The sequence below is a fragment of the Aliiruegeria sabulilitoris genome (assembly GCF_001558155.1).
GTDB lineage: Bacteria > Pseudomonadota > Alphaproteobacteria > Rhodobacterales > Rhodobacteraceae > Tropicimonas > Tropicimonas sabulilitoris.
In genome coordinates this window covers 388,379-402,817 of the sequence record NZ_LOAS01000002.1, presented here as the reverse complement: position 1 = coordinate 402,817, position 14,439 = coordinate 388,379, and the positions used below count along the sequence as shown (strand labels likewise).

Below are 14,439 nucleotides of genomic sequence, written 5' to 3'. Positions count from 1 at the left end.
GCGTTTTGGCTAATCGGAATTAGCACCGCGCAAATGAAGATTAGCCGGGCGTGCCCGCCTGCTTCTCACGGATCGATATCCCGAACAATTTGAAGCGCTTTGCCTCTGTTTGCGTGGGACCTGTTTCCCCTTTGTTTACCGAGTGCGCGGCAAAATCCGACGTGTGGTGAGGGGTGTCTGGCGAAAACGGGAGGGGGTTCCATGTCCTTGAAATCTGTTTTGGGGGCGTTGGCGCTCGCTCTTGGTGTGCTTGCCTCGCAGGCATCCGCCGAGGTGCTGGTGCTCGGAAGCGTGAACGACAATGTGCGAAAGCACGTGAAGCGGTTCTCGCCGCTGGCGGAGTATCTCCAAGCGGCGTTGGTCGATCAGGGCGTCGACGGGGTCGAGATCTCCGTATACCCCAATTCCGCTGCGATGGCGGACGCGCTGGCCAGTGGCAAGGTCGATTTCTATTTCGACAGCCCGGTCGTGGCGGCGAAGGTCTCCCGGCAAGCTGGCGCGATTCCCGTTTTGCGTCGCTGGAAACGCGGTGTGGCCAGCTATCATTCTGTGATTGTCGTGCCCACGGCTAGCGATGTTCAAGGACTTGGAGACCTTGTGGGGCGCAAGATCGGCTTTCAGGATTCTGACTCGACCTCTGGTTTCCTGCTGCCGCTGGGGATGATCCTGCGGGAGAACCTGCCAATCCTGGAAATTGCGAATCATGAGACAAAGGCCCCGGAGGATGCGATCGGGTATGTGTTTACGCGGGACGACAAGAACACGATCCTCTGGTTGTCGCGCGGTTGGATCGATGCGGCCGCAACAGACCCGAAAAGGTTCCGCAAGCTGGAGGAAGCCTTTCCCGGGCAATACCGGGAACTGGCCCGCAGCATCGATGTGCCTCGTCAAGCCGTGATCCGGAGCCCACGCACGGATCCAGCCCTGGCCGAGACGGTCTGCGATGTTCTCATCGCGATGGACGAAAGCCCGCAGGGGCGGGAAGTGCTGGACAAATTCCACAAGACCTCGCAATTCGACCGCTTTCCAGAGGGAGGCGAGGCAACCTTTTCTCCGATCTACCAACTGCTCGATGATCTCGATCGCTGGGATGCCGCGGGTAGCTGAGCATGAATTTGCGCGTCTACAAGGCATTTTCCGACCGGGCCCGAATGGCGACATCAGGGCTCGGGCGACGTCTGTCCTATGTGTTCGGCGCGCTGATCACGGCCATCGTAGCCGCGGTCATTCTCATTAACGTGCAGACCCAGTTGCAACTGGTTCGGGAACGGCTGGAGCTTCGCCTGCTCCATCTGCTGGAAATCGCGACCGAAGTTTCGCTTCCCTACCTGATCGAAGGGCGGGCGGCCGAGCTTGATATCATTTTCGAGGAATTGAGGAATCAGCCCGATCTCATCGACATTTTTATCATCGATCAGGACGGGATCATGGTGGTGGAGAGCGAGGAGCAGGACGACATCGACTTCCTCAAACCTGCCAACGATCCGCTGGCGGAACGCGCGGCGGAAACGTCGGAAATCCAGCGGCTGGACCTGCCGGAGATCCGCAAGGTCGCAAAGCCACTCATGATCGGTAACGTGAATTACGGCACGCTGCGGCTGGATTTCGATCCACGGGGGGTGCGTTCCGAAATCGCCAAGGTCTGGTCCCGGAATGCACTTGGCGGTGTCTTGTTCGTGCTGGTGGGCCTCTTTACCTCGAATATCGTCGCGATTCGCCTTGTCGGGCCGCTCAACCGGCTGACCCACGCTACGGAACGCGCTGCCAACGGGGATCTCGATCAAAGCATATGCGTGCGGACGAATGACGAGATCGAGCGATTGGCAAGCTCCTTCAACACCATGCTGGTCGCCCTGCGGCGGTCGATCCAGGAAATCCACGAGGTTGCCTACAGAGACAAACTGACCGGCGTTCCCAATCGAGCCTGGCTCGGCCAGCAACTCGAACAGATCGCTATCGAGGCGTCCGCGAAAGAAGAAAGGTTTTCGGTTCTTTTCCTGGATCTCGATGATTTCAAATCGGTGAATGACAATCACGGGCACCATGTCGGCGACCAGCTTCTGGTTCTGTTCGCCCATAGGTTGCGCTGCTGCGTTTCCGAGATCGGGCTGTCCGCTCTCAATGTCGGATCGGATCGAAATGCCGCGAAATACCGTTTTGACGGCGATGCGGTGGTCGCGCGGCTCGGAGGTGACGAGTTCACGATCATAGTGCCCTCCATTCTGTGCCGGGAACTTGTTGAACGCATCATCGAAGCGATGCAGTCGGAATTCGTTCTCGAGGATCTCGGATTGCGGGCAACGACGAGCATTGGTGTCGCCAACTTTCCCGAACATGCACCGAACTCGGAGCTCCTTCTGAAGCATGCCGATGTCGCCATGTACCAGGCCAAGCGCGCTGGGCGGAACACCTTCGCCTTCTATGACGGCGACCAGCACAAACTGACGATCGAGCGGTTGGAGCTTGCCGCCGAGATCCGCGGTGCCGTGGAACAGGACCAGTTCATTATTTTCCTTCAACCGCAATTCCTGGTGGCAACTGGTCAGGTATCGGGGGCGGAGGCGCTCGTGCGGTGGAACCATCCGACGCGCGGCATACTTTGTCCGGACATGTTCCTGCCCGTGGCCGCCGGAGCCGGACTGCTTCCCGAGATCGGACGGCTTGTCGTGAGAAAGACACTGAAGGCCGCATTCGAGATCCTTCCCTGCGTCAGTGTTCCCCTGACCTTCGCGGTGAATCTCTCCGTGGACGAGTTGGCCGACGAAGCTTTTGTCGAGGAGCTTCTATGGCAGATCGATGGGGCGAACCTGCCGCGCGGCACGATCGAGATCGAGATCACGGAAAACACGGCGATGACAGACGGGGCCGCGATCGAGCGGCAGCTTGAACGGCTGCGGCTGGTCGGAACCCGGCTCGCGATTGACGATTTCGGCGTTGGATACTCGAATCTTGGCCGCCTGAAGGGGCTGGCTTTCGATACGCTCAAGCTGGATCGCAGCCTGCTACAGGATGTCGGCGAAGACGAGGAGGCGGAGAACCTGATGGCCACGATCCTCGCCATGGCCCAGGTCATGAAGGCGGACGTGGTTGCCGAAGGGATCGAGACGCGCACGCAATTGTCCGTGTTGGAAAAATACCATTGTCGCCATTATCAGGGCTATCTTGGGGCACGCCCAATGCCTGTCGATCGTTTTGAGAAATGGTTGCGCGCCAATCTGGCGAACCGTGAGTATCAGGCGTGATGTTCAGCGTGAGAGCGTTAGAGTACCCTTGGTCGAAACCGGACAGCTGTAAATCGCACGAATGGAGGCGGATTCGGGTCGCCGAGGGCTACGGCCATGCTCGAAAATGCCAAAAGCGCGGTTTCTGAAACGGCTGTCTGGCGGTCAAGGCGCAGCCTGGACGGCCTTCCTGGCCGGGTTGGGTGCTTTGAAATCTCTGTTTTCTGTTTCAGAAAAGGCCATTCAGGCGCTCAGGCAGGGTTTTCAAGGCCCGGATGTGTTTGGCGCAAACCCGATTTTCACTCGTGAGGCATTTCATCCCGGTACGCAATTTGGTACGACCAACTGACCGGACCCGCGCAGGCGGTGACGGAAGCTTGCCAGGGCCGGAGCACGGGAGAATACGAGAATGCCGGAGACCTTTAAACGGATTGCCTGTGTCGGAGAGGCGATGATCGAATTGTCGCTTGGGGCCTCCGAGGGCGCCGCGCGCGTTGGATATGCCGGCGATACGCTCAATACCGCGATCTACCTGCGCCGGCTTCTGCCGGAGGACTACGACGTCGAATTCGTCTCCGCCGTCGGCGTCGATCCGCTGTCCGACAGAATGCTGTCCTTCATCGAGAGCGAAGGGGTGGGTGTCGCCCACATGCGCCGCCATCCGGACCGCATTCCGGGCCTGTATGCCATCACGACGGATGACGCGGGCGAACGCAGTTTTACTTATTGGCGCAGTGCTTCGGCGGCGCGGACGCTGTTTGCAGATGATGGTGGGGAAACCTTTCAAGCACTGTCCGGTTTTGATCTCGTCTATTTCTCGGCAATCACCCTTGCGATTCTGAGCCCGGCACAGCGGGCGGACCTGTTTGCCTGGATCGACGGTTTCCGTGCCGCCGGTGGCAAGGTCGCCTTTGACTCCAACTTCAGACCGAAGCTTTGGGAAAATCTCGCCACCGCGCAGAAGGATGTCGAGACCGCCTGGCGCAAATGCGATATCGCCTTCCCGTCGGTCGATGACGAGATAGACCTGTTCGGTGATGCCGATGCAGAAACGGTGATGAAACGTTTCGAAGGCTATGGCGTACCCTATGGTGCGCTCAAGCGCGGCGGAGAAGGCCCCCTGCCGATCGGCGCTTCGTTGGAGAAGCCCAATAGCTACCGGATGGTCGACAAGGTGGTCGATACGACGGCTGCGGGGGATAGCTTCGTCGGTGGCTTCCTGTCGCAATATGCCCAGGGGGCCGGGATCGGTGCTGCGCTTCTGGCAGGGCATGAATGTGCCGCGCGCGTCATTACCTGCCCGGGTGCCATCATCCCCAAGGAGATGTGGAACGCCGGGACCTAAGGCCCGGCGTGAGCCGGCATCAGGGTCGGGGTGCTACTCTTCGGCGAAATAGTCGGGGTTCTCTGACCGGATCCGGTTGATCTCGTGGTAGAGCCGCGAGAGGTGGTCGCGCATTCTCTTCTCGGCGCCGTCCGCGTCGCCCTCCAGAAGGGCGGCAACCAGGCCCCTGTGCTCTTCCAGCGTGAATTGCTGGTTGAAGGAGAGCGAGAGCAGCCGAACACGGTCGAGATGCGCCTTGCTTTCCTGAATGATCTGCCAGGCGAAGGCGTGGTCCGACAGAAGGCAGAGCATTTCGTGGAACGCGTCGTCGAGTTGATGAAACCTGTTTCGGTCATCCTTTCGAACCGCGTCTTCCTGCTGTGCGAGATTGTCGTTCAGCCGTTTCTTCCACGTCTCGGAGATGGAGCCGCAGGCTGCACGGACAATCTCGACCTCCAGCGCCGTGCGGACGAAACGCGCCTGCAAGACGGCATCAACGGAGATCAGGCTTACGCGCGTCGCTCGTTGCGGCCGTATTTCGAGAAACCCCAGTTGGGACAACCTGTAGAATGCATCTCGAACCGGCTGACGCGACACACCGAGAACCTTCGAGACTTCCACCTCCGAGAGGCGTGCGCCCGGCGGCAGGGTCAGCCAGACGATCTGCTTGTGAAGTTCCTGAAACACCTGGTCGGCCACGCTCGGGCGAACGATCGGATCGAGAGAACGGAAGGCAGGTTGATCGGACATGGTGTCTCGCTGTCTTGACTTGGCTCTTACGCTAGCATTTCAGTATGCCAGAATCCAGTGTCCGTAGCGGCCGCGCACCTGTGGATAGGAATGGAGTTTGGTTGATCTGAAACCGGCCTCACTTTTCCCCGCAGATACGCAAGCTCGAAGCCTTGTCCGAGAGCTTTAACCTACCGTTCCGGATATGCCAATCGTAAGCCCGCCGGGCGGTAAAGATCCGCGCAGGTATGAGTTTTTACGGATCGGGAGCAACTCTTCGCCTCGTCAGGGCCAGCACGCTAAGCGCTTTCTCCTGAAGTGAGGCTTTCCGCTGGTGAAACTCGGGGGCGGTGGCAGATAGAAATCGGCAGCAAATGATGGGGCGCAAGATCTAGCGCGTGCTTGCCTCCGCTCCGGCGCATCGCAATTGATGCCGAGCTGATTGTACTGGACACGACCAACCCGCTGGATCTCTGCTTGCAGGAGCGAATGTTCGTCCGCTAGGGCTCGGCCTGCAACTCAGCACCGCGTCCCGCCCGTGATCATCGCGGCGAGGTCTATCGCTGTTTCGGTGTCGATGCAGACATGATTGCGATGGCGGAAGAACTGAGCCGATCGGCTCTCTTCCCGCATGGTCATCTTGGCGAACTTGGCTTCATGTAATGGAGCGGGCGATGCGCGTGGGAACGATCCTCTGGGTCGTGCCTCGAGTGGAGATTTTTTCCGTCAGAAAAGGTCTTGAGTGCCAATTTCCGTTCTTCTTACAGCAAATATCCCGGGGGTTTGGTGGCGGCGCCCCCAATGCCCGCTATCGGCACATTGCTTGCCGCCTTGGTTTGAAGACAACTTAGGCGGCTTCGGCCTCATATCCGGCATCCAGAAGCAGTTTCGCAACGGCATCGGCCTGAAGACCGCTCTCGACAGTTACGCTCCGGCTGTCCAGATCACAGGCCACGCTCGCAGATGAATCCGCCTCCATGATCGCTTTTTCGATTGCAGCCGTGCAGTGGCCGCAGCTCATTTCGGGTACGTTGAATTTCACGGTCATCTCTCCTTTTCGGCGGTGATGAACCCTTCCCCTGCTGGAAGGTCAAGAGAATTTCGTTTGATGCTTGACCTTCCAGTAGATGGAAGCATTACCTGCTAATGCAAAGCCACGAGGTGAAGCCCATGAGCGTGCATGAAACGCTGTCTTTCAATATTGACGGAATGTCCTGTGCGGCCTGTTCGGGACGGGTGGAGCGGACATTGAATGCAACGCAGGGCGTCGAGTCGGCCTCGGTCAATCTTGCCGGAGAAAGCGCGCTTGTGCAGTTCGACGGTGCGGCGGACGCGGGCCGGATCGTGGAGGTGCTGGGCAAGGCGGGCTACCCAGCACGGGTGCAGGACGCCGTTCTCTCGGTGGAATCCATGTCCTGCGCGGCATGCGTGGGCCGGGTCGAACGCATTTTGAAAAAACATCCGGCCGTGCTGGTGGCGAGTGTGAACCTTGCCGACGAATCCGCGCGGGTGCGATTCCTGGAGGGGCAGGTCACCGCGCAGGAACTGGCGCAGTTGGTTACCGACGCGGGTTACCCGGCCTCCACAACGGCGCGGGAGGTTTCGGACAAGGGTGCGCGCAAGCAGGCGGAAGCGGATGACCTGCGCCGGCAGATGCTGGTTGCGGCCGCTCTGACGCTGCCTGTGTTTGTCCTCGAAATGGGCGGGCACCTTGTCCCGGCTTTCCACCATTGGGTCATGGCGAATGTCGGTCAGCAGGCGAGTTGGCTATTTCAGATGCTGTTGACCACGCTTGTGCTGGTTGGCCCCGGTCGCCCCTTCTACGTCAAGGGCCTGCCGGCGTTGTTGCGCGGCGCGCCGGACATGAACAGCCTCGTTGCGGTCGGAACTCTCGCGGCCTACGGCTTTTCCGTCGTCGCCACGCTGTTGCCGGCGTTGCTGCCGGCGGAAACGCGGGCGGTCTATTTCGAGGCGGCCGCCGTTATCGTTGTTCTGATCCTGCTGGGGCGGTCGCTCGAAGCGCGGGCCAAGGGGCGCACCGGGGAGGCGATCCGAAACCTCGTCGGCCTGCGGCCCAAGACGGCGATAGTACTACGCGATGGTGTGGAGGCGGAACGCCCGGTCGAGGAGGTCCGCGTGGGCGACTATCTGCGCCTGCGTCCGGGCGAGCGGGTTGCCGTTGACGGCGTTGTCGTGAGCGGCGCGAGCCATGTGGACGAGTCCATGCTGACGGGCGAGCCGCTGCCGGTGTCGAAAAGCGAAGGCGACGATGTCGTGGCCGGGACCGTGAATGGCCAGGGCAGTCTGGAATTTCGCGCCACGCGGGTCGGCAGCGATACGGTGCTCGCCCAGATCGTGCGCATGGTCGAAGAGGCGCAATCGGCGAAACTCCCGATCCAGGGGCTCGTGGACCGGATCACGCTCTGGTTCGTTCCGGCCGTCATGACGGTCGCTGCGGTGACATTCGGCATCTGGCTTGCCTTTGGTCCCGATCCGGTGCTGAGCTACGCGTTGACGGCGGCGGTCTCGGTGCTGATCATCGCCTGCCCCTGTGCGATGGGGCTCGCCACGCCGACCTCGATCATGGTCGGCACGGGGCGTGCGGCGGAACTGGGCGTTCTCTTTCGCAAGGGCGATGCACTGCAGGCGTTGCAGGGCGTGGATGTGGTGGCGTTCGACAAGACCGGCACGCTCACGGAAGGTCGCCCGCGCCTGACCGGTATCGCTGTCGCGCCCGGCTGGACCAAGGAACGCGTGCTGGAACTGGCGGCGTCCGTGGAGCGGCTTTCGGAGCATCCACTGGCGCGGGCCATTGTCGAAGCGGCGCCTCCGGCTTTGTCAGTGGCTGAGGGTTTTACCAACCTGGCTGGTCGTGGGGTCCGGGCGACGGTCGATGGGCAGGTTGTCACTATTGGGGCACCGCGTTTCATGGACGAGGAGGGGCATCGGTCCGGTCCGCTGGCTGCGGATACGGCGATCTTTGCTGCCAAGGGCTGCACGGTCGTGCTCGTTGCGGTCGGTCGGCGCGTTTGCGGCGTGTTGGCGATCTCCGACGAGGTAAAGCGGACGGCAAAAGCGGCGATCTTGGCGCTACATGTGCAAGGGATCTCCGTCGCCATGATCACCGGGGACAGCAAGGCGGCCGCCGAGGCGATTGCCGGTCCGCTGGGGATCGACCAGATCACGGCCGAGGTTCTGCCCGAGGGCAAGGTTGCCGCGATGGAGGCGCTGCGTGCCGGCGGTCGGCGGTTGGCCTTTGTCGGTGACGGGATCAACGATGCGCCTGCACTGGCACGTGCAGATGTCGGCATTGCGCTCGGCACCGGGACGGACGTGGCCATCGAAAGCGCGGATGTCGTGTTGATGACGGGCGATCCGCGCAGCGTGGTCAGCGCGATCGACCTTTCCCGGCGCACCATGCGGAACATTCGCCAGAACCTGTTCTGGGCCTTCGGCTATAATGTCGCCCTGATCCCTGTCGCGGCGGGCCTGCTTTATCCGGCCTTTGGCATCCTGCTCTCGCCGATGCTGGGGGCGGGCGCCATGGCGGCCTCGTCGGTCCTGGTGGTCAGCAACGCGCTCCGTCTTCGCCGTATGAAACCGGCGATAGAGACGGGCGCGGCCTGAAAAGGAGGTCAAGATGAATATCGGTGACGTATCCCGCCTGTCTGGCCTGCCGGCCAAGACGATCCGCTATTACGAGGAAATTGGCCTCGTGGCGCCGCTGCGGGACGATAACGGCTATCGGAGGTTCCGCGAGAGCGATCTGCACCGGCTGGCCTTCCTGAACCGTGCGCGATCGCTTGGCTTTACCATCGAGGACTGCCGTGGATTGTTGGCGCTGTATCAGGACGACCATCGCGCCAGTGCCGATGTGAAGCGAATTGCCTACGAACATCTGGCCCGGATCGACGAAAAACTCGTGGAACTGCAAGCGATGCGCCAGACGCTTGCGCATCTGGTCAATTGCTGTGCCGGCGACAATCGCCCCGATTGCCCGATCCTCGATGATCTGGCCGGCGCGCATCCGGAACAGACCAAGCCGTAAAGCCTCGGAAAATCTGCCGCGTGTTGCGCTCCGTGGGCCGTCGCACGGGCTGCTCTCGGTCGCCGAACGCGACCGAATTGATCCCGTCTGCCTGCCGGGCAGGGACGTCTTTTCACGTGTTTCCCAGCAATTCCAAAGCACAGGTGTGACAAAGCGGCCCTGCCTTCGTATCCGGCAAGATATACGTTGAATGTATACGTAAGCCAATGCATAGTTGTTTTGAATTTTCATACGGGAGGAGAATCATGAAAATCGCACTGACCGGTATTGTGGCCGCTGCCACCCTTGCCATGGCCGGGACCGGCTTCGCGCAGGACTATCCGTTCCGCGACATCACCACCGCGGTCGTCTGGGGCGCCGGTGGCGGCACGGACACGATCAACCGCATGATCATGGCAGAGATGGAGAAGGAACTTCCCGTCTCGATCAACGTGATCAACCAGACCGGCGGCGTCGCGGGCTCCAACGGCATGGTCTATGTCATGAACCAGCCTGACGATGGCTACACGCTTGTCGGACTGTCCGAATCCAACGTCACCGCGGCCGTTCAGGGCGGTTGGGACAAGAAGTTCGACTACTGGTATCCGTTCATCGTAGGCGGTTCGCCGGACCTGATCTCGGTCGGCAAGGACTCACCCTACAACACGCTTCAGGAACTGGTTGACGCCGCCAAGGCCGATCCGGGCTCGATCCCGGCTGCCGCGTCGGGCGCAGGCTCGATCCACCACCTGAACCTGCTCGCCATCGAGAAGGGTGCGGAAGCCAGCTTCAAGTTCGTTCCCTACAAGGGTTCGGCCCCCGGTCAGGAAGCGGCCCTTGCCGGTGAAGTCGCGCTGGTCGTGACCTCGCTTGCCGAGCAGGCCCCGCTGATCCTGGGCGACGAGCTCAAGCCGCTTGCCACCCTGACACCGGAATCCGCCATGATCGGCGATATGGAGATCCCCTCCGCCTTCGACATCTATGACGGGTTGGATGCCTATCTTCCGCTCAAGCAGGCCATCGGCTTTGCGGTGCACAACTCGGCTCCCGACGATGTGAAAGCCGCTCTCGGCGCCGCTTTTGAAAAGGCCATCGCGTCCGAGACCGTCGCCAAATGGGCTGCGGACAACTATTACGACGTGGGCGGCCAGTATGGCGAGGAAGCCCAGAAGCTCTTCAGCGCGCTGGAAAGCAACTTTGCCTACACGTTGCAGGATCTTGGCAATGCCAAGGTCGACCCGGCCTCGCTGGGCATCGAGAAACCGTAACAGTTGCAACCAATCGAACGGGGCCCGCGCGGCCCCGTTCTTCTTTCCCCTGGAGCGAACATGGAAGACAAGACCGCCCTCAGAGCGCGGGATTTCTGGACGTCCCTGGTCCTTATCGCCGCCTCTGTCTTCTTTCTCTGGTGTACCACCGACATCCCGCTATTCGACACCCAGACCGGCGGCGTGACCTCCGGCGACTGGTACAACTCCGCCGCCGTCGTGCCCTACGGCATCTTCGTGCTAATGCTGCTCTGTGCCCTTGGCCTTCTGGCGATCTCGATCAAGGATGGCGGCGCCGAACGCGCCTTGCGCGGCGCCGGTGTCGGCTGGGAACGGGCCGAACTCATCCGCATGGGCTGCATTGCCATCATCCTCTTCTTCTACATCTTCGCGCTGGTGCCGCGGGTCGATTTCGTGATCTGCTCGGCGCTTCTGATCACCTCGATGATCTACGGTTTCCATGACGGCCACCCGGAGCGCATGAAGCGCGCCGCGGCCATCGTCGCCGTCGCTGGCCTCTATGCCTTCATCATGAATTTCCCGCAGTCCCAATGGGCCAAGCCGCATGATGACGACTGGGTCACGCTGGCGCTCTGGCTCGGCCTGACCGTCTACACGCTGATCTATCACCGCGACGAGTATGCCATCCGGATCGCACCGATCATGGCGATCCTGGTGCCGCTGACCCTCGTTCTCGCCATGGCCTTCGGCTTCCGCCAGAACGTGCCGAACCGCTCCGGGCTGCTCTTCAGCCAGATCGAATATCACTACTACGTCACCCTGAAACCGCTCTGGGCCAAGAAGAAGTAAGGGGGCGACATGGAATTCTTCATCCACCAGATCTCGGATTTCGGTACCGCGCTGACCAACCTCGCGCTGGATCCGATCACCTATCCCTACCTGATCTGTTCGGTCTTCCTCGGCATCGTCTTCGGCGCCCTGCCGGGGCTGACCGCGACGCTGGCCGTCACCATTCTCACCGGTTTCTTCGGCAACAAGTTCCCGCTGGAGCAATCGCTCATCGCCCTGATCGGCGCCTATGTCGGCGCGATCTATGGCGGCTCCTACCCCTCGATCCTGCTCAACATCCCCGGCACGGCGGCCTCGGCGGCCACCGCGATGGACGGCCACCCGCTGGCCAAGAAGGGCAGGGGCGGCGAGGCGCTGGGAATGACAACGACCGCGAGCTTCATCGGCACGTTGATCGGCACGCTCTTCCTGCTGGTCTTCGTCTGGCTCCTGCTGATGATCTCCAAGAACATCGCCAGCCCGGAAAAGGCACTGCTCGCCCTGTTCGGTATCCTCCTCTCGGGCACCCTGATGAGCAAGGATCTTGTTCTGAAGGGCTGGATCAGCGGCCTGATCGGGCTGGCGATGGCCATGGTCGGGCTGGACCCGATCCTCAGCGAGACGCGCTATGTGTTCGGCTGGTCCTACCTCATGTCCGGTTTCCAGGTGGTTCCCGTGCTCATGGGCGCCTTTGCCGTGCCGCAGATCATGGACGGGATGCGCGCAGCCGGCTCGATCGGCCAGAAGGTCGATGTGGGCAAGATCGTCCCAAAGGTCGGCACGGTTCTCAAACGCTTCCCGACGATTGCCCGCTCGGGCGTGATCGGTACGGGCGTCGGCGCGCTTCCGGGCGTGGGCGAGGATGTGGCCGGTTGGGTCTCCTACGGTGTCGGCAAGGCCGTCTGCAAGGATGGCAAGGATTTCGGCACCGGGTCGATCAACGGGCTGCTCTCGGCGGAGGCCGCCAACAACGCGGCCATCGGCGGGGCGCTGATCCCGCTCCTCGTGCTCGGCATTCCCGGCTCGCCCCCGGCTGCGGCGCTGCTCGGCGCGCTCAAGATCAATAACGTGATCCCAGGGCCCACCATCGACCCCGCGCTTATCGTGCATGTCGTGGCGATCCTGGTCATGGCGTCCTTTACCATGGCGATCATGGGGCTGCTCACCGCGCGGGTCTTCATCAATGTCCTGCGTATCCCGCAGACCATCTTCCTGCCGGTCGTGATGGTGCTCACAACCATTGGTTCCTTCTCGGTGGGCGGCGGTATCAACGATCTCTACCTGATGCTGGCCGTGGGTTTCGTCGCTTATGCGATGAACAAGATGGACTACCCGATCGCGCCGCTGGTGATCGGCGTCATCCTTGGCCCGCTCTTCGACGAAACCTTTCGGCGCTCGCTGCTGATCTCGGATGGAGAGCTGTCCACCTTCTGGACACGGCCGGGCGCGGCGATCTTGCTGTCGCTCAACATCGCACTGGTCCTGAGCCAGGTACCGATGGTGAAACGGTTGTTCCGAAAGCTGAGTTTCAGCAGCTGAGCCTGTCGAGCGGATCCTTCTGCGTGACCGGGCCGGTGTTGGACCACGCCGAACGGGATCTGAACAACGGCTTTAACCCACGCAAACAAAAAGCGCCTTCCGTGACCGTACACGGAAGGCGCCATGCTTTTTGTCTCGTGTCGATTACTTGGCGTCGGCTTCCGCCGGAGCCGGCAAGGGCGTGGCGGGTGCAGCCGGGGCGGCTTTCTCCGCCCGGCTCTTCGCGCGCACCCCGCGGCTCGACGCGATCTTCTTGTCGGCGGTAAAGGCCTCGTGGTTCTTCTCGGTCTGGCCGAGATCGTAGAGGTAGTTGACCATCACCCCGCTCGACTGCGCCATCCCATTGGCGCTGGTATCGGCACCGGCATGGACATCGTGCACGATGGCGCCGTTGCCAAGATGGAAGCGGGCGACAGGATCGCGCGGGAACCCGTCGGGGCGCCGGGCCTCAAGCAGGTAGCGCGCCGCGAGCGCCATGGCTTCGGTGTCGCTGGCCTTGCCCGCCAGCAGCCGTTCCGCGCGCGGGTCGCCGTCGAGTGTCTCCAGCCAGCGGTTCAGGCCGGGGATGGGGGAGAGCGTCACGAAGGTATTCAGGCCCGGCAGCTCCTGGCTCAACTCGGCCACGACCTGCTTGATCAGGAAGTTGCCGAAGGAGATCCCCTTCAGGCCCTTCTGGCAGTTCGAGATCGAATAGAAAACGGCGGTATTGGCCTCTTCCGCTGCGAGTGCTTCCCGGTCTTCGGCCAGAAGTCCTTGGATCGAGTTCGGAACCCCCTTGGTCAGGGCGACCTCGACAAAGATCAGCGGCTCATCGGGCATTGCCGGGTGGAAGAAGGCGAAGCAGCGCCGGTCCGTCGGATGCAGGCGGCGGCGCAGGTCGTCCCAGTCGTGGATCTCGTGCACGGCCTCGTAGGCGACGACCTTTTCAAGAAGCGTGGCCGAGGTGTGCCAGTCGATTTGCTCGATGCGCAGGAAGCCCCGGTTGAACCAGCTTCGCAGTAGATGCACCAGGTCCATATCCGTGCGTTTCAGCTCCGGGTGTTCCTTGAGCAGCTCCAGCAGGTCCACACGGGCCGACACCAGCTCCGCCGTGGCGGCGGGCATTTCATGAAGCCGTCGGAAAAGCTCCTGCCGGCGCGGTTCTGCGGCCCGGACTAGGGCCGTGAAGTTTTCGGTGCTCGGGTTTTCGGAATAGGCCTGTGCAAGGCCGGCGACCTGGGCCGCGTCCACATCCAGCTCGTCGTTGAGATACTTGAAAAAGGCGAGGCGTCCCTCGGCGTTCATCTGCTTGTAGCGGGCGAGGATCGTCGCGGAAAGGCGTAGGCCGGAGACTTCGCCAGCGGTCGAGAGCAATGCGCGACACATGTCCTCCATCGAACGGCGGTCACCACCACCGCCCAATGGCCACCTGGTCTTGGTGAGCGAAGTGAGCAGGTCTCCCAGAAAGCTTGTACGTGCCATGAATGACTCCTTGCTGCCGAAAGTGGTCGGCTATGCTCAGAACTTAGCGCGGCAGGTGGCGGCATTCATCCCCCAGCCATG

The 14,439-nt window shown here is 61.5% G+C and carries 12 protein-coding genes; 9 read left to right on the top strand and 3 right to left on the bottom strand.

Annotation, left to right across the window (positions count from 1 at the left end; translation table 11 throughout):
* Positions 1-201 precede the first annotated feature (201 nt).
* From AX756_RS03980 to AX756_RS03970, 4 genes are all read left to right on the top strand, one after another.
* A complete protein-coding gene (locus tag AX756_RS03980) occupies positions 202-1,107 on the top strand; it encodes a phosphate/phosphite/phosphonate ABC transporter substrate-binding protein (RefSeq protein WP_068308856.1) in 906 nt (301 codons plus the stop codon).
* Positions 1,108-1,109: 2 nt separating this feature from the next.
* Positions 1,110-3,242: a putative bifunctional diguanylate cyclase/phosphodiesterase gene (locus tag AX756_RS03975; RefSeq protein ID WP_068308854.1), complete on the top strand. Its 2,133-nt coding sequence runs from the start codon at positions 1,110-1,112 to the stop codon at positions 3,240-3,242.
* 106 nt (positions 3,243-3,348) lie between these two features.
* Positions 3,349-3,570, top strand: coding sequence for a hypothetical protein (locus tag AX756_RS25510; RefSeq protein ID WP_156461384.1), 222 nt, complete (start codon positions 3,349-3,351; stop codon positions 3,568-3,570).
* A 60-nt stretch (positions 3,571-3,630) separates the two neighbouring features.
* A complete protein-coding gene (locus AX756_RS03970; protein WP_068308853.1) occupies positions 3,631-4,566 on the top strand; it encodes a sugar kinase in 936 nt (311 codons plus the stop codon).
* 33 nt (positions 4,567-4,599) lie between these two features.
* On the opposite strand, the gene AX756_RS03965 is transcribed toward AX756_RS03970, so the two are convergent.
* Together AX756_RS03965 and AX756_RS03960 are read right to left on the bottom strand one after the other, a co-directional pair.
* Positions 4,600-5,295 carry a GntR family transcriptional regulator gene (locus tag AX756_RS03965; protein WP_068308851.1) on the bottom strand — a complete coding sequence of 232 codons (696 nt, stop codon included), beginning with the start codon at positions 5,293-5,295 and terminating at the stop codon, positions 4,600-4,602.
* Positions 5,296-6,121: 826 nt separating this feature from the next.
* Positions 6,122-6,322, bottom strand: a complete 201-nt coding sequence (locus AX756_RS03960) for a heavy-metal-associated domain-containing protein (RefSeq protein ID WP_170307836.1) — start codon at positions 6,320-6,322, stop codon at positions 6,122-6,124.
* Between the two features lie 122 nt (positions 6,323-6,444).
* Here AX756_RS03960 and AX756_RS03955 point away from each other — a divergent pair, with 122 nt between their 5' ends.
* The 5 genes from AX756_RS03955 to AX756_RS03935 all read left to right on the top strand — a co-directional run bounded on the left by AX756_RS03955 (position 6,445) and on the right by AX756_RS03935 (position 12,897).
* A complete protein-coding gene (locus tag AX756_RS03955; protein ID WP_068309089.1) occupies positions 6,445-8,901 on the top strand; it encodes a heavy metal translocating P-type ATPase in 2,457 nt (818 codons plus the stop codon).
* Positions 8,902-8,914: 13 nt separating this feature from the next.
* Complete coding sequence (gene cueR, locus AX756_RS03950) at positions 8,915-9,322, top strand: Cu(I)-responsive transcriptional regulator (protein ID WP_068308850.1); 408 nt, start codon at positions 8,915-8,917, stop codon at positions 9,320-9,322.
* 245 nt (positions 9,323-9,567) lie between these two features.
* A complete protein-coding gene (locus tag AX756_RS03945; RefSeq protein WP_068308849.1) occupies positions 9,568-10,569 on the top strand; it encodes a Bug family tripartite tricarboxylate transporter substrate binding protein in 1,002 nt (333 codons plus the stop codon).
* Between the two features lie 60 nt (positions 10,570-10,629).
* Complete coding sequence (locus AX756_RS03940) at positions 10,630-11,379, top strand: tripartite tricarboxylate transporter TctB family protein (protein WP_068308847.1); 750 nt, start codon at positions 10,630-10,632, stop codon at positions 11,377-11,379.
* Positions 11,380-11,388: 9 nt separating this feature from the next.
* Positions 11,389-12,897 carry a tripartite tricarboxylate transporter permease gene (locus tag AX756_RS03935; RefSeq protein WP_068308845.1) on the top strand — a complete coding sequence of 503 codons (1,509 nt, stop codon included), beginning with the start codon at positions 11,389-11,391 and terminating at the stop codon, positions 12,895-12,897.
* 144 nt (positions 12,898-13,041) lie between these two features.
* Here AX756_RS03935 and AX756_RS03930 read toward each other — a convergent pair whose 3' ends face one another.
* A complete protein-coding gene (locus AX756_RS03930) occupies positions 13,042-14,358 on the bottom strand; it encodes a malonyl-CoA decarboxylase (protein ID WP_068308844.1) in 1,317 nt (438 codons plus the stop codon).
* Between the last annotated feature and the right edge of the window lie 81 nt (positions 14,359-14,439).

Excerpts from the sequence above, each read along its gene's own strand:
- AX756_RS03935 (WP_068308845.1), top strand. The coding sequence starts at position 11,389 with ATGGAATTCTTCATCCACCAGATCTCGGATTTCGGTACCGCGCTGACC.
- AX756_RS03975 (WP_068308854.1), top strand. The coding sequence starts at position 1,110 with ATGAATTTGCGCGTCTACAAGGCATTTTCCGACCGGGCCCGAATGGCG.
- AX756_RS03955 (WP_068309089.1), top strand. The coding sequence starts at position 6,445 with ATGAGCGTGCATGAAACGCTGTCTTTCAATATTGACGGAATGTCCTGT.
- AX756_RS03945 (WP_068308849.1), top strand. The coding sequence starts at position 9,568 with ATGAAAATCGCACTGACCGGTATTGTGGCCGCTGCCACCCTTGCCATG.
- cueR (WP_068308850.1), top strand. The coding sequence starts at position 8,915 with ATGAATATCGGTGACGTATCCCGCCTGTCTGGCCTGCCGGCCAAGACG.
- AX756_RS03980 (WP_068308856.1), top strand. The coding sequence starts at position 202 with ATGTCCTTGAAATCTGTTTTGGGGGCGTTGGCGCTCGCTCTTGGTGTG.
- AX756_RS03960 (WP_170307836.1), bottom strand. The coding sequence starts at position 6,322 with ATGACCGTGAAATTCAACGTACCCGAAATGAGCTGCGGCCACTGCACG.
- AX756_RS03965 (WP_068308851.1), bottom strand. The coding sequence starts at position 5,295 with ATGTCCGATCAACCTGCCTTCCGTTCTCTCGATCCGATCGTTCGCCCG.
- AX756_RS03940 (WP_068308847.1), top strand. The coding sequence starts at position 10,630 with ATGGAAGACAAGACCGCCCTCAGAGCGCGGGATTTCTGGACGTCCCTG.
- AX756_RS03930 (WP_068308844.1), bottom strand. The coding sequence starts at position 14,358 with ATGGCACGTACAAGCTTTCTGGGAGACCTGCTCACTTCGCTCACCAAG.
- AX756_RS03970 (WP_068308853.1), top strand. The coding sequence starts at position 3,631 with ATGCCGGAGACCTTTAAACGGATTGCCTGTGTCGGAGAGGCGATGATC.
- AX756_RS25510 (WP_156461384.1), top strand. The coding sequence starts at position 3,349 with ATGCCAAAAGCGCGGTTTCTGAAACGGCTGTCTGGCGGTCAAGGCGCA.